Source organism: Faecalibacterium sp. An192, assembly GCF_002160175.1.
In the GTDB taxonomy this organism is placed as follows: Bacteria; Bacillota; Clostridia; order Oscillospirales; family Ruminococcaceae; genus Faecalibacterium.
Genome location: NZ_NFKB01000009.1, coordinates 19,222 through 33,874 on the forward strand (window position 1 = coordinate 19,222; position 14,653 = coordinate 33,874).

Consider the following 14,653-nt stretch of genomic DNA (forward strand, 5'->3'; position numbering starts at 1 on the left):
AGTGTACTATAAAAACTATGATTTGTAAATCGGAGCGGGATTCGCTAAACTTGTTAAGAAAACCGCAATCCCTGCGGATGAGGAAGGTTTTTGAAGAAGGAACGAAGAAAAAGGAGTTCAGACCATGAAAAAGATTTCCCGCAAAGGTTTTCTGAAGATTGCCGCGGCCGCTGCCATGGGCAGCGTTACCGCCGGCGCCCTGGCCGCCTGCAATTCGGCCAGCTCGGCCGCCTCGAGCGCAGGCTCGGCAGCGTCCGGCGCCACTTACATCCCCGGTACCTATGAGGGCACCGCTGAGGGCATTTCCTCCACCGTCAAGGTCACCATGACCTTCAGCGAGACCGCCGTCACCGACGTGGTGGTGGATACCTCGGGCGAGACTGCCTCTTACGGCGCTGCTGCCGCCGACCAGCTGAAGGAGCAGCTGCTGGCCGCCGGTTCGGCTGAGATCGACGGCGTGTCGGGCTCCACCATCACCTCCGAGGCCGTTATGAAGGCCGCCAAGAGCTGCTTTGCCCAGGCCATGGGCGAGACGGTGGTGACCTCGATTCAGCTGCCCACCGGCGATGAGAACGACTGGCTGGGCACCGAGCCCGACATCGACGAGGACGCCATCACCGAGACCTGGGACACCGACATCGTCATCGTGGGCGCCGGCAACGGCGGCATGTGTGCCGCCGCCTTTGCCGCTCAGAACGGCCTGAACTTCCGCATCATCGAGCAGAACTCCGCCGTCATGGAGACCCGCCACTGGTACGGCACCATCGACAGCAGCGAGGCCAAGAAGCAGGGCGTCCCGCCGGTGGACCGCGCCGAGCTGCTGAGCGAAATTTCCCGCTCCATGGGCGGCCGCTGCGATCAGCGTGTGGTTAAGACCTGGATCAATGAGTCCGCCGCCATGCACGACTTTGTGTCGGGCATTCTGGAGAGCGCACCCTACAACTACACCTGCAACCTGACCCTGGGCGATGAGGCCAAGTGGCCCGACGACACTCAGATCAGCCAGACCAAGCTGATGTTCCCGGTCCAGCAGGTGGACTACAGCAGCGCCGAGAAGCCCCGCAATCAGGTGTTCCAGGAGTACATTGAGAGCCTGGGCTACTCCATCGACTTCAATACCGGCCTGGCCAAGCTGGAAAAGAGCAGCGACGGCCGCATCACCGGCGTCATCGCCCAGAGCACCGACGACGGCCACTTCATCCGCATCAACGCCGCCAAGGGCGTTCTGCTGGCCTGCGGCGGCTACGCCGGCAACCCCTACATGATGGAGCAGCTGGATCCCCTGGGCACCAGCGTCACCACCGCCTGCTCCTACGCCCCCGCCGACAAGGGCTATGGCATCCGCGCTGCCATCTGGGCTGGCGCACACCTGGATGCCGAGGCCGCTCCGGTTCTGTTTGACCGCGGCTTGGTGGCTCCCGGCGTCAACTCCGGCTATGTGGAGTCGCCCTCTTCCTTCGGCGGCAAGGCCTTCCCCGGCACCGTAGGCCAGTACAACCCCGGCAGCCAGCCCTTCCTGAAGGTCAACCGTCACGGCGAGCGCTTCATGAACGAGAGCCAGGAGTACGACAACGCTTCCCATGCCTCCTTCCAGCAGCCCGGCCATGTCTACGCCATGATCCACGACGCCAACTTCCGTGAGGATGTGGACCGCTTCCACACCATCGGCTGCTCGGCTCTGACCCGCTACATCCCCGGCATGATGGAGAGCCAGCTGGAAGAGTATGAGGTCCAGGGCCTCATCATGAAGGCCGACACCATCGAGGAGCTGGCCGACAAGATGGGCTTTACCGGCGCCGACAAGGATACCTTCATCGCCACCGTGGCCCGCTACAACGAGCTGTACGACATGCAGAAGGATGAGGACTTCGGCAAGCCCGCCAGCCGTCTGAGCGCCATCAAGACCGCTCCCTTCTACGGCTGCTGGCTGGGCGCTTCGCTGCTGTGCAGCCTGCAGGGCATCGCCATCACCGAGAACTGCCAGGCCAAGGACGACAACAACGAGCCCATCCCCGGCCTGTACGTCACCGGCGATATGTCGGGCAGCTTCTTCCAGAACAACTACCCCTGCGTCATGGGCGGCACTGCCTGTGGCCGGACCCTGACCTTTGCCATCAAGTCCATCAAACAGATGGCCGGCATCGACAACGTCTGATTGCACTACGGCTTTTTGAAAAACACATAAATCCCTGAAGAAAACCGCCTCCACAGGTCAAACTGTGGGGGCGGTTTTCGGTGGGGAATGAGTCGGTTGTTTAGTCTTTACTTTTAAGGTCGATTTTGCCTTTTGTGGCTACGGCAAGCACGACACAGACAGCGGTGCCGGCAATGCCTGCTACGCCTTTAAGCCCATTTCGAATCATTTGGGCTTGCTGGTTATGACAAGCTTCGCAGTATTTGTGCTTATAACCTTCGGGCAAAGGCTTTTGGCATTTTTTGCACAGACGAATTTCAGTTTTGTTCTTCATCACGATCACCTCCTGTGAGAAGCGATTCTGCAGAGCAGGGCAAAGAGTGAATATTCTCTTTAATGGATGGCAGTACTTTGGACCAATAGTTTTCTGGGGAGGGGTCTATCAGATCTAAGCGTTCTACCAAACCAGGCACTGAAAGATAGGTTTCCTGAAGGAAATCTGCATAGTACTGCAGGCTTTGACGGGCTGCCTGGTTTTCTCCCATTTCCTGATAAGCCATAGCCTCAGCCAGTGAAACCATATTAATAGCGCAAAGACTTTCACGGATTTCATTCATCCGAGCATTGATTTTGTCGGCTTTTTCACCGGCAAAGATTTTCTTCAGCAAGTTCTCAGGCTGTTCTGTAATGAAATGAATGTTGGTTTTTTGGCTTAGCATTAAGAGGTTTCGGCTGTCCTCCGCGTCGAATGCAATATGCATCAGAGCGGCTGACCGAAGTTCCGAATTGGCTAGTTTTACGGCCTGCAAAAATTTTTGCTGACAGCTGTATGCAGTGGCAAGACGGTCGTATTCCTGCCCTTGACGAACTTCTTCAACGGCAAGCTGTACAGCCTGGATTTGCTCAGCAATCTGAGCTATTTGCATTTGAGTGGAAAAGCTTGTCATGGCTTGTGTCAGATCTGGTGCCATATTTACACGCTGAAGCGGAATTTTAGCCACAGTTTTTTTGGTTTTGGGGTCTATCAGGGTAGCCAGAAGGGTGCCATCTTTTTTGGTCATGAGTTGTAAAACACCTTTGGCAAGCTGCTGCTTTTGTTCGTCTGTAAGCACTGCTTGCAGGGTGACATCCGGAATGGCAGCTTTTACAAGATGAATAAAAGATGGGGCCAAATACAGCATCTGCTCAATCTTTTTAAAAGTGGATTGGGCTTCTTTCAGCAAAGGCTGCGCAACAGGCGGAAGATGGGCAAATTGTGTTGCAGGTTCCGGTGTATAATCATTAAAGCCGCATGGTTCAACGACTTCAGATGCTACCTGGATGGCGTCGTCATGTATCATAGAAAACCTTCTTTCAAACATTGAACCAGTTGTTTGGGGTGGCTGATTTTCGGTATTAGAAATCTTGAGGTGTTTTTATAATATACCAAAACATAGATACTGTAAACAGGACTTGCGATTTTTTGACAGTGATAAGGTAATGTGCTGTTTCTGAAAGGAAATTTGGAGGGTACAGCCCCATTTGCGCCCGGCCCCCGGGCGTGTTACAATAAGGAAGAAAAGATTGCGGAAAGAGAGGAAACAAACGAGGATGGAAGCAAAAAACAGCAGCGACTTCACCCAGGGAAAGGTCTGGCGCAGCATTGTGGCCCAGGCGGTGCCCCTGACGGTGGCCCAGATGGTCCAGCTGCTCTACAATGTGGTGGACCGCATTTACATCGGCCACCTGCCGGATGTGGGGTCCATGGCCCTCACCGGCATCGGGCTGGCCTTTCCGCTGACCACCCTGATTTCGGCTTTTACTTATTTGTACGGCAACGGCGGCGCGCCGCTGTTTGCCATCGCCCGGGGCGCCCAGGATGACAAGCGGGCCGAGCGGATTCTGGGCCAGGTGGTGACGCTGCTGACGGTCAGCGCCGCGGCCCTGATGGCGGTCTGTTATCTGTTCCGGCGGCCGGTGCTGTATCTGTTCGGCGCCAGCGACGCCTCCTATGTCTACGCCGACGCCTACCTGAAAATTTACCTGCTGGGCACCCCCTGCACCATGCTGGCCACCGGCCTCAACGGCTTCATCAACGCCCAGGGCCACCCACGGGTGGGCATGGGCACCACCCTGCTGGGCGCGGCCCTGAACCTGGTGCTGGACCCGCTGTTTATCTTCGGGCTGGGGATGGGGGTCCAGGGCGCGGCCATCGCCACCGTCCTCAGCCAGCTGGCCTCGGTGGTGTGGGTGCTGCTGTTTTTCGCCGGGCGTCAGAGCATCTGCCGCATCCGGCGGGAAAACCTGCGGCTGCAGCTGCCCCTGGTGCGGGATATTCTGGGCCTGGGCATGTCGGGGTTCATTATGGCGGGCACCAACTGTCTGGTACAGGTGGTGTGCAATGCCACCCTGCGGGTCTGGGGCGGCGACCTCTATGTGGGCGTCATGACCATCCTCAACTCGGTGCGGGAAATCCTGTCTCTGCCGGTCAACGGCATCACCAGCGGCGCCCAGCCGGTGCTCAGCTACAATTTCGGCGCCCAGCGCTACAGCCGGGTGCGGGAGGGAATCCGCTTCACCGCCCTGCTGGGCGCGGGCTATACGGTGGCGGCCTGGGCGGTGGTCATCGCCATGCCCCATCTGCTGGTGTCCATCTTCACCAGCGATCCCGCTATGCTCCAGGCCGGCCAGGTGGCCCTGAAACAATATTTCTTCGGCTTCTTCTTCATGGCCTTTCAGTTTGTGGGCCAGGCCTGTTTTACCTCCCTGCGCTGCCCCAAGCGGGCGGTCTTTTTCTCGCTGCTGCGCAAGGCGGTGATTGTGGCCCCGCTGACCATCCTGCTGCCCCAGCTGGGCATGGGGGTGGACGGCGTCTTTTGGGCCGAGCCCATCTCCAACGCCATCGGCGGCCTGGCCTGTTTCATCACCATGTGGCTGACCCTCTACCGCCGCCTGCCTGCCCGGGACGGGGTGGAATTTGAGTGACCTTTCATCCAAACATGCAAAAAAGCAGGAGACTTCGGTCTCCTGCTTTTTTCTTTGGGCGAAACAGTTACCCCTCCGGTGCTGCCAGCCAGTGCTGCAGAAGGGCGGAGATCTCCTCATCGTGAGGGTCACATTAGCTGCGGCCCAGATTGGGCTGGGCCAGCAGCTCGGGGGCCAGATGGGCCCGGTAGGCGGCGGGGGACTGTCCGAAAGCCGCCCGAAACCGGCTGTTGAACAGCTTCAGTTCGGGGAATCCGTTGTCCAGGGCGACCTCGGTGAGGGTTTTGGAGGTATAGGTCAGGTCGTGGACCGCGTGCTGGAACCGGATGCGGGTGAGATACTCGTGAAAGCTGGTGCCGGTGTGGAGCTTGAGAAAGGTGGACAGATACGTCCGGTTGTACCCGGTGAAGGCGGCCAGGTCGTTCAGGGTGATCTTTTCGGCGTAATGGAGGCGCAGGTATTCGGTGATCTGCCGGGCGCCGGCGTCGGCGCCCTCCCCCTCCAGGGCACAGGGCACCATGGGGCCGGCGAAATGGCGGCAGAGCAGGGCGGTCAGCAGCTGGAGCCAGCTCTGGGCGCTGAGACTGGAAAAGCGGTCGTTCTGGATCAGCTCGGTGACGATGCCGGCGGCACACCGGCGGAGGGCTCCCGCCTGGGGATGGGGGTGGTCTGCGGTGACCACGCAGGGGGCCAGGGACAAACACTGGCCGGGTTTGGCGGCGAAGGGGACGGCGGAGGTGGAAAAGCGCAGGATCAGCGCCCGGGTGCCGGGCTGCCGGGCGCAGGAGGCATGGGCGCAGCCGGGGTTGGTCAGGAGCAGGTCGCCCGGGTCGAGGGCCCAAACTTCTTCCCCGCGGTTGAACACCGCTTTCCCCTGGAGCAGCAGAAACAGCTCGTATTCCTGGCGGTGCCAGTGATAGCGGTAATTCAGCATCTGGTGGATGTATGCCTGTGCCAGCACGGTGCCGTCCGGTGCGGTCATCTGGAGGGGAAAGGTCATGATACTGCCTCCTGTGTAAAATTTTTGGACACGCCCAACCTGAATTTTTTCCCGGTGCAAATTTTTAGATTTTGAGATCCGCCGCCTCTCCCGGCCCGGCGGGCGGGACGGCGGAATTTGTCCAGGCGGCACGGCTGGGAAAATCGACACTGGACGGCGATTTTCACCAAACCGGGACCGCTGCGCTATACAACCTGACGAATCTTTTTTTGGATGGCGGGCGAGCGGTTTCCCTGCAGGCTTTTGGTTTTTCTTTTTGGAGGATACCACAGTCCTGAAAGAATATCAACGACTTTTTCGGCCCGGGCTGGTATCCTGTAGGCAAAGCTTACCAGTTGCAACTGCGATCCCCGCTTCTGTTTCCAAAGGAGGATTGTACATGGACGTTAAATTGATCAGCTGCATTGTCATTTTCTGTTTGACACTGCTCAGTTACATTCTCAACCGCATCCCCATGTGGATCACATCCATGGTGTCGCTGGGCGCTCTCTACATCACCGGCTGTATGGACGCGCAGGCGGCCCTGTCCGGTTTTTCCAACACCAACACCGTGCTGATGGCCGGGATGTTCCTGGTGGCGGCCGGATTCCAGCGCACCAGCTTCGTGCAGAAAATGTGCGACCGGGTGATCCGGCTCAGCGGCGGTTCCTTCCAGAAAGCATACGCCGCTTACATCGTGCTGGCGGTTGTGCTCACCAACCTGATCTCCAGCCCGGTGGCCACCTTCGCCATCCTCTGCCCGCTGCTGGCCGCCCTGTGCGACCGCACCGGTACCAGCCGCTCCCGGGTTATGTTCCCCATGATGGTGGTCTGTGTGGGCTGCTTCGGGCTGCTGCCCTTTGCATCGGCGGTGCAGCAGGCCAGCCAGGCCCAGGGATTCCTGGACACCTACGGCTTTACCCAGACCATTTCGGCCACCGATTACTTCATCGGCAAAGCCCCTATGCTTCTGCTCTTGCCCCTGTGGGCCATCTTTATGGGGCCCCGGGTCACTCCCCAGCAGCCGGTGACGGCCATTTCCGGCGCGGGCACCGGCCCCCGCCGGGAGCGCAAACCCCTGACCCCTTTCCAGGACAAGGCGGCCATCTTCATCTTCTTTGCGGACATTCTGGCCATGATCTTTGCCGGGCCCCTGGGTCTGGAAACCTGGTTCATCGCCTTTGCGGGCGGACTGCTGATGGTCTGCTGCGGCGCGCTGGACCACCGCACCGCCCTGAAGGAAATCCCCTGGGACATGATCATGCTCTTTGTGGGCGCCCTGGGCCTGGGCACCGCTCTGACCGAGACCGGTGCCGGCACGGTGGTGGGCAACTGGCTGGCCGGCATCGTGGGCGGCACCACCAACAATTATCTGCTGGGCGCTTTGTTCTTCCTGGTGCCCTTCATCATCACCCAGTTTATGCTCAACCGGGCGGTCAACCAGATCTTCACCCCCATCTGTCTGCTGACCTGCCAGGCCCTGGGGGCCAACCCCATCGGCCTGATCCTGCTGGTGAGCGCCGGCAGCCTCACCGCCTTCCTGACCCCCATGGCTACCCCGGCGGTGGCCATGTGCATGGGCGAGGGCGGGTACGACCTGCGCTCCATCCTGAAATCCGGCTGGGCCATCACCATTCTGCTTTCGGTCGTGTACATTTTTTACACCATGACGGTGTATCCTGCGTTTTGATCTTGTGAGAAAGAGGTGCTTTCTATGATGTCCAACGAAGAAATGCTGCAGCGGGCTCAGGCCATGCGGGAGCGGGGTTTCCCGCCCATGGAACAGCCGCCCGAGCAGCGCCCTGTGACCGAAACGGTCCTGCATTTGCCCTCGGCCAACGGGCGCAGCGTGACGGTATACGAGATTCGCCCCCAGCGGGGCCTGCCGGAACATTGCCCCTTCTTCATCAACTACCACGGCGGCGGTTTCGTCAAGGGCCGCGCCGACCGGGACGGCGTCTACTGCGCCTGGCTGGCGGATCTCTTTGACGCCCTGGTCTGGGATGTGGACTACGCCCTGGCCCCGGAAGAACCCTTCCCGGCGGCGGTGGAGGACGCCTGGGCGGTGGCGCAGCAGGCATTTGAGCAGGCGGCAGAGCTGGGGGCAGACCCCCAACGGATTCTGCTGCTGGGCCACAGCGCCGGCGGCAATCTGGTGGCGGATGTCTGCCTGCTGGCCAGGGAGCGGGGGATTGTGAAGCCCGCCGCCGTCCTGATGGAATATTTCCCGGCGGACATGGCGGCCGACCCCATGGACAAGCTCAGCGAGGCCCAGCGGGCGGACGAAAAAGAAGCCCGCCGCGCCGAAATGGGCCGGATGTACAATCTGTTCTATACCCGGGAGCACGATCCCAGAGAAGTGCTGATTTCCCCGATTTTTGCCTCGCAGGAACAGCTGGCGGATTTCCCCGACGCCCTGGTGCTCTCGGCCGGGAAAGACAAGCTCTGCGAGGAGGACGAGCAGTTCGCCGCACGGCTGGCCGCCGCCGGCGTCACCGTGACGGCCCGCCGGTTCCCCAAGTCCCAGCACGGCTTTACCATCAATCGCGGCGGGGAATGGCGGGAGGCGCTGGCCCTCCATGCTGCCTTCTTTGACGCACACCTCAGACCCGGAAAGGAGACCACCTTATGAAAATCACCGACGTTCAGCTGCGAAAAGCGAAACATTACCTGTTTGTGCAGATCCACACCGACGAGGGAATCGTGGGCCTGGGCGAGGCGGGCAACTGGGCCTACCTCAACGCCACCGCCGCCGCCATCGAGAAGCTGGCCGGCTATCTGATCGGGAAAGATCCCTTCCGCATCGAGGACTTCAACCAGAATTTCATGCGGGCCCAGTATTTCCGCGGGTCGGTCATCATGTCGGCCATCTCGGCCATCGACATCGCCCTGTGGGACATCAAGGGCAAAAAGCTGGGCGTGCCGGTGTATGAGCTGCTGGGCGGCCGGGTGCGGGACAAGGTGCGGGTGTACGCCTCGCCCATGAGCAAGGAAACCGATCCCGAGAGCCTGGTGAACAGCTACCGCCAGCTCAAGGAGATGGGGTTCACGGCGGCGAAAATCTTCGTCAACGGGCCCATGCGCAGCCAGAAGGACGGCCGGGATGAATTTTTCTGCGGCCGGGTCACCGACGAGCTGGAAAAAGTCCGGCTCTGCCGCGAGGCGGTGGGCAATGACTTCGACCTGATCCTGGAGGTGCACCGAGGCATGACCCTGCCCGAGGCGGTGGCCTTTGGCCGGGCGGTGGAAGCCTACCGGCCCATGGTGCTGGAGGACCCCGTCCCGCCCGACAACTACGACACCATGGCGGAAGTGGCCTCCAAGGTGGGGGTGCCCATCGCCTCGGGCGAGCGGTTCACCAACCTGCGGGAGTTTGAGGTCCTGATGGCCCGCCACGCCGTCCAGTATGTGCGGCCCGACGTCTGCGCTGTGGGCGGCATCACCACCGCCAAGAAAATCTGCGCCCTGGCCGAGGCCCACGACGTGCTGGTGATTCCCCACAACCCCCTGGGCCCGGTTTCCACGGCGGCCTGCCTCCAGCTGTGCGCCTGCATCCCCAATCTGGGCATTCAGGAGCTGCCGGGCTTCTGCCTGAACGGGGCCGAGGACGCCATGGTCCGCAGCCCGCTGCGGTATCAGGACGGCTGCCTGCTGCTGCCCGATGCCCCCGGCATCGGCGTGGAGCTGGCCGACAATGCCGAAGAACTCTACCCCTCCAACGAGCGGGGCGGGGCAGCGGCCCGGCGGGCCTTCGACGGCTCGGTCAAGGACTGGTAAAAGCGGACAGATACCGCTGGAGGATGGGCCCGACTTCCGGGTCCTGACGGTCCAGATAATGGGGGTACTGCATTTTGGCGCGGCCGTCCGCCGGGGCCCGGGTGGCCTGGCGGTAGGCGGGAATGGTCATGTTGAAGTACCGCTGAAAAGTTACATTCAAGGCCCGCACGCTGGGGAACCCGACGGCCCCGGCGATCCGGGTGAGAGAAAGGCCGGTGTTGTGGAGCAGGTGAATGGCCTGCTGCAGACGCTTGCGGGCCAGATACTCGGAATAGGGGATGCCCAGCTGCTGGTGAAACAGGGCCGAGAGATAGGCCGGGTTTAAATCCAGCCGGGCCGCCAGCTCCTCCATCCGGATGGGCTGGGTGTAGTGTTCGTCGGTATAGGCGAAGATGTCCCGCAGGCGCTGGATTTGTTTGGGGTCGGGGGCCGCGTTTTTGCGGCTCTCCTGGGGCGGAAAGTGCCGCAGCAGCAGAGAACCCAGACAGTACTGGGCCCCCAGGGCCGCGCTTTGGCCGGCCTGGTCGCCGGTGGAAAGGCCGGTGTACAGGCTGGCCATATAGTACCGCAGCTGCACAAAGGGCAGGGCGGTGCGGTCGGCGGCGGTGCTGCAGCAGACAAAGCGGGGGATTTCCTCCCCGGGCCAGAGGCTCTCGGGCAGGAGATGGACCAGAAGCAGCCGGGTGCCCGGCTGGGCGGAAATGGTGGCGTGTCCCTGCTGGGGATTGACCACCACCACGTCGTCGGCCTCCAGCCGGCGGACCTGGCCGTCCCGGTAGATGTCCACCGCACCGCAGAGCACCGCCAGCAGCTCATAGGAGCTGTGCCAGTTGAACCGGAAAAAGCCCGGCTCGTAGATGTAGGATTCGATGTACACCGGGGCGGCCCCGGTGCGCAGCTGAACCTTCATGCTCTCTTTGGCGGCGTTGGTCTGATACAGCATCTCTCTGCTCCCCCTTGACGGCTGTTTTTTATAGCTTACATGGATTTGGAAAAATTTGCAATGCCTGCCCGGCAGGCAGATCAGGAGGAATGTTTATGAGTCCCACATTGGTTGTGATTCTGATGATCGCGCTGATCATCGGCTCGCTGTTTGTCAAGCGCGTGCCCATGCAGTATGCACTGTACATTGTGCCGGTTTTCTGCGCCCTGCTGCTGGGGTATAACTTCACCGAAATCGGCGATATGTTCATCAAGCAGGTCAACACCGCCATGCAGGCCGCCGGCTATATGTGCCTGTTCGCCATGATCTACTTCAATATGCTCAGCCAGACCGGCATGTTCAACACCCTGGTCAAAGGGCTGCTGCGGGTGACCCATGGCCGGATGAACATCTTCATCGTCATGGCCATGACCAGCCTGATTGCCGCCATCGGCATGCTGACGGCCACCGTGGTGACCGCCTATCTGATCGTGTTCCCCATCATGCTGCCCTTCTACAAAAAGATGAACTTTGACCGCTCGGCGGCCATGATCATCGCCCAGACCGCCATTGCCGCCATGTGCTTCCTGCCCTGGGGCATCGCCGTGGTCAACTCCTCCATGTATGCGGGCGTCAACGCCATGGAGCTGTCCCAGCGGCTGATCCTGGTGGCGCTGTGCTTCATCCCGGTCATCATCCTGCAGTGGATTTACTTCGGCTTCCAGCACAAGCGCGCCGGCGGCCTGATGACCATTGCGTGGACCGACGCCGAGGCCGCCGAGGCCCCGGAGGCCGCCGGCAAGGGCAAAAAAGAGGACTTCAGCCGTCCCAAGCTGTTCTGGTTCAACCTGATCGTCTTTGTGGTGGTCATCGCTCTGCTGTCCCTCAACGTCATGCCTGCTTACCTGGTGTTTATCCTGGCCTCCTTTGTCACCATCATTGTGGATTACCCCAACCCCAACGACTGCAAAAAGCTGCTGGCCCAGGCGGGCAACCGCTTCTTCAACACCCTGATGATGCTGATCGGCATCTCCTTCTTCATCGGCATTTTCCAGGGCACCGGCATGGTCCAGGCTTTGGCCGAGTCCACCGTCAACAGTGTGCCTGAGTTCCTGACCCGCTACATCCACATCATCCTGGGCCTGGTGATGGTCATTGTCATCCGCTTCATCCCCAACCGCATCTACAACTCGATGTATCCGGTTCTGGTGGCCATCGGCGCCCGGTTTGGCCTGGCCGGCACCGACGTCATCGCACCCTTTGTCTGCAATATGTCCCTGGCCACCGGTTCTTCCCCCTTCACCGCCACCACCCATGTGGGCACCAGCCTGCTGGATCTGGACATCAACGAGTACTGCAATAAGGCCGCAGTGATCCAGACCGTCAGCAACATCGCCATCCTGGTGCTGGCCATCCTGGTGGGCGCTATCCGCTGAGCGATCATCTTCTCCTAACTTTTTCCCTTGTCACGACAGCCCCTGGTCCTGCGGGACCGGGGGCTGCCGCGTTTTGTGCGGCTGTCACAAAACCAAAAACTTTGCGCACGCAATATTTTGATTGCGCGCGCAAAGAATATGTGCTGCAATAAAGGGGAAGGAAGTGAGAATGTATGGAAGATCTGGTGAAATGGCTGTCGGTGGGGTACCGGTACACCCTGATGCACATGGACCGTGTGCTGAAGCCCTACGGGCTGAACGGCAGCCAGTGTATGTATGTCATCCGCGTGTGTGAAAACCCGGGCATCACCCAGGACCAGTTTCTGCAGCTGTTCATGGTGAACCCCAGCAACGTCACCCGCAACATTGTGGCGCTGGAGAAGCTGGGCTTTCTGGAGCGGCAGAACAATGCCCGGGACCGGCGGACGTTCCGGCTGTTTCCCACCCGGCGGGCGGAGGAAATCTATCCGGACCTGTGCCGCCTGCGGCGCCAGTGGCAGGAATCCCTGCTGGAGGGGATGGACCCGGACCAGCAGACCGCCCTGCTGCAATCCCTGAAACAGGCCGCTCTGCGGGCGGTGGAACAAAACGAGGAGGAACTGAACAATGAACCAGACTGAAAATCCCCTGGGCAGCAGGCCGCTGCCCCAGCTGCTGCGTTCCTTTGCGGTGCCCAGCATTCTGGCCATGCTGGTCAGCTCGCTGTACAACATTGTGGACCAGATTTTTATTGGCCAGGGCGTGGGCTATCTGGGCAACGCGGCCACCAATGTGGCCTATCCGCTGACCACCATCTGTCTGTCCATCGCCCTGCTGATCGGAGTGGGCAGCGCAGCCCGGTTCAACCTGAGCCTGGGGGCAGGGGAGACGGAGGCGGCCCGCCGCGCCGTGGGGTCGGCGGTCACCATGATGCTGACCCTGGGCATCCTGTATGCGGTCCTGATTGAACTGTTCATTGTGCCCCTGCTGCAGGCTTTCGGCGCGACGCCGGACGTTCTGCCCTATGCGCTGGATTATACCCGGATCACCGCTCTGGGCATGCCCCTGCTGATCGCCATCAACGGCATGAGCAATCTGGCCCGGGCGGACGGCCGCCCCACCTATTCCATGCTCTGCATGCTGCTGGGCGCGGTCATCAATACCATTCTGGACCCCATCTTTATCTTTGTGTGCCGGTGGGGGGGCCGGCGCGGCCTGGGCCACCGTGATCGGCCAGGCGGCGTCCTTTGTGATGGCCATCGCCTATCTCAAGCGGTTCCGGAACATTCAGCTCACCGCGGCGGACTTCGGGTTCCACTGGGCGGAATGGAGGCGGATCGCCGCCCTGGGCATGAGCAACAGTTTCAACCAGCTGGCCATGACGGTGGTGCAGATCGTCCTGAACAACTCTCTGAAATATTACGGCGCTCTGTCCATCTACGGCAGCGAGATCCCGCTGGCCGCCAGCGGCATCATCATCAAGGTCAACGCCATCCTGACCAGCGTGATTGTGGGCATCTCCCAGGGCTCCCAGCCCATCATCAGCTTCAACTACGGCGCAGGGCAGTACAGCCGGGTGGGGGGCATCTACCGGCTGGAAATCCAGCTCAGCCTGATGATTTCGGCGGTGGGATTTGTGGCGTTCCAGTTCTTCCCCCGGCAGATCGTCTCCCTGTTTGGCACCGGCGACCAGCTGTATTTTGAATTTGCGGTCCGGTTCATGCGCTGCTATCTGCTGATGGTGATTGTGAACTGCGTGCAGCTGCTCTCCTCCAATTTCTTCGCCGCCATCGGCAAGCCGGTGCGGGGCGTGCTCCTCTCCCTGACCCGGCAGGTGTTTTTCCTGGTGCCGCTGATCCTGATTCTGCCCCTGTTCTTTGGGCTGGACGGCATCCTGTATGCGGCGCCCATTGCGGACTTTATCGCTTTTGTCACCTCCGCCGCCGTCATGCGGCGGGAGCTGCGTGGGCTGAAAAAGATGGAGAACGGGTGACCTTTTCCAAACGGACAGCCTGTCGGAGCGTTTCAAAGCCGGCATCGACAGCGGCTATATCTGTGCAGAAGAAGCAGCCAAGTACATTCAGGCATAATTTTACCAACCCGCAGCAAAAAGGGCAGAACCGGAAGGTTCTGCCCTTTTTTGCGGCAAAGTATGCTTTGGTGTAGGGGGTAAGAATATCGTCGATCAGGCCCTTGGGGGTGGTCCGATTCACAACAAACTCGCGGAATGCATCCAGCAGGCTCTTTTTGGGGCGTTCCTGCGCAAAGATGGTGCGGGTATGCGTAAATACTTCGTTGAATCGGTCCCGTCCTATCAGGTTTTCGAGAGCTTCCCAGCGGTCGGTGCAGCTTGTTTGTTCGGTTATTGATACACTGCACAGCAATCGTTTCCCCGGCGTCTGCACAAAGGCCAGGGGGAAGGGAGATCTGTAAGAGGACGGGGCAAACTGCGCCGCTTTCCC

The 14,653-nt window shown here is 60.4% G+C and carries 12 protein-coding genes and 1 pseudogene; 8 read left to right on the plus strand and 5 right to left on the minus strand.

Annotated elements, in window-relative coordinates; genetic code table 11:
- Positions 1 to 124 precede the first annotated feature (124 nt).
- Positions 125 to 2,155: an FAD-binding protein gene (locus B5F27_RS04505; RefSeq protein WP_087365020.1), complete on the plus strand. Its 2,031-nt coding sequence runs from the start codon at positions 125 to 127 to the stop codon at positions 2,153 to 2,155.
- 100 nt (positions 2,156 to 2,255) lie between these two features.
- On the opposite strand, the gene B5F27_RS04510 is transcribed toward B5F27_RS04505, so the two are convergent.
- Both B5F27_RS04510 and B5F27_RS04515 read right to left on the minus strand, forming a co-directional pair.
- Positions 2,256 to 2,468: a hypothetical protein gene (locus B5F27_RS04510; RefSeq protein ID WP_087365022.1), complete on the minus strand. Its 213-nt coding sequence runs from the start codon at positions 2,466 to 2,468 to the stop codon at positions 2,256 to 2,258.
- Positions 2,452 to 3,474 (minus strand): hypothetical protein, encoded by a 1,023-nt coding sequence (locus B5F27_RS04515; protein ID WP_206422991.1) that lies wholly within the window; start codon positions 3,472 to 3,474, stop codon positions 2,452 to 2,454. Before B5F27_RS04515 ends, B5F27_RS04510 begins: the two co-directional genes overlap by 17 nt.
- 250 nt (positions 3,475 to 3,724) lie before the next feature.
- On the opposite strand from B5F27_RS04515, the gene B5F27_RS04520 reads away from it, so the two are divergent.
- A complete protein-coding gene (locus B5F27_RS04520) occupies positions 3,725 to 5,098 on the plus strand; it encodes an MATE family efflux transporter (protein ID WP_087365026.1) in 1,374 nt (457 codons plus the stop codon).
- A 133-nt stretch (positions 5,099 to 5,231) separates the two neighbouring features.
- Here B5F27_RS04520 and B5F27_RS04525 read toward each other — a convergent pair whose 3' ends face one another.
- Entirely contained in the window at positions 5,232 to 6,098 is an 867-nt protein-coding gene (locus B5F27_RS04525) for an AraC family transcriptional regulator (RefSeq protein ID WP_087365028.1), read from the minus strand.
- 379 nt (positions 6,099 to 6,477) lie between these two features.
- Here B5F27_RS04525 and B5F27_RS04530 point away from each other — a divergent pair, with 379 nt between their 5' ends.
- Genes B5F27_RS04530 through B5F27_RS04540 form a run of 3 tightly spaced genes read left to right on the plus strand, consistent with a single transcriptional unit; the run spans position 6,478 to position 9,854 of the window.
- A complete protein-coding gene (locus B5F27_RS04530; RefSeq protein WP_087365030.1) occupies positions 6,478 to 7,767 on the plus strand; it encodes an SLC13 family permease in 1,290 nt (429 codons plus the stop codon).
- Positions 7,768 to 7,791: 24 nt separating this feature from the next.
- Entirely contained in the window at positions 7,792 to 8,709 is a 918-nt protein-coding gene (locus B5F27_RS04535) for an alpha/beta hydrolase (RefSeq protein ID WP_087365032.1), read from the plus strand.
- A complete protein-coding gene (locus B5F27_RS04540; RefSeq protein WP_087365034.1) occupies positions 8,706 to 9,854 on the plus strand; it encodes a mandelate racemase/muconate lactonizing enzyme family protein in 1,149 nt (382 codons plus the stop codon). Before B5F27_RS04535 ends, B5F27_RS04540 begins: the two co-directional genes overlap by 4 nt.
- On the opposite strand, the gene B5F27_RS04545 is transcribed toward B5F27_RS04540, so the two are convergent.
- Entirely contained in the window at positions 9,841 to 10,797 is a 957-nt protein-coding gene (locus B5F27_RS04545; RefSeq protein WP_087365036.1) for an AraC family transcriptional regulator, read from the minus strand. The genes B5F27_RS04540 and B5F27_RS04545 overlap by 14 nt on opposite strands.
- 95 nt (positions 10,798 to 10,892) lie before the next feature.
- Here B5F27_RS04545 and B5F27_RS04550 point away from each other — a divergent pair, with 95 nt between their 5' ends.
- The 3 genes and pseudogenes from B5F27_RS04550 to B5F27_RS04560 all read left to right on the plus strand — a co-directional run bounded on the left by B5F27_RS04550 (position 10,893) and on the right by B5F27_RS04560 (position 14,184).
- Positions 10,893 to 12,212: an SLC13 family permease gene (locus tag B5F27_RS04550; RefSeq protein ID WP_087365038.1), complete on the plus strand. Its 1,320-nt coding sequence runs from the start codon at positions 10,893 to 10,895 to the stop codon at positions 12,210 to 12,212.
- Positions 12,213 to 12,385: 173 nt separating this feature from the next.
- Positions 12,386 to 12,832, plus strand: a complete 447-nt coding sequence (locus B5F27_RS04555; RefSeq protein WP_087365040.1) for a MarR family transcriptional regulator — start codon at positions 12,386 to 12,388, stop codon at positions 12,830 to 12,832.
- Positions 12,819 to 14,184 (plus strand): annotated as a pseudogene (locus tag B5F27_RS04560) (MATE family efflux transporter). The gene B5F27_RS04555 and the pseudogene B5F27_RS04560 overlap by 14 nt, the downstream one beginning before the upstream one ends.
- Here B5F27_RS04560 and B5F27_RS16465 read toward each other — a convergent pair.
- On the minus strand, positions 14,138 to 14,575 hold the full coding sequence (locus B5F27_RS16465; protein WP_144066480.1) for a hypothetical protein: 438 nt from the start codon (positions 14,573 to 14,575) through the stop codon (positions 14,138 to 14,140). The pseudogene B5F27_RS04560 and the gene B5F27_RS16465 overlap by 47 nt on opposite strands.
- Positions 14,576 to 14,653: the final 78 nt, after the last annotated feature.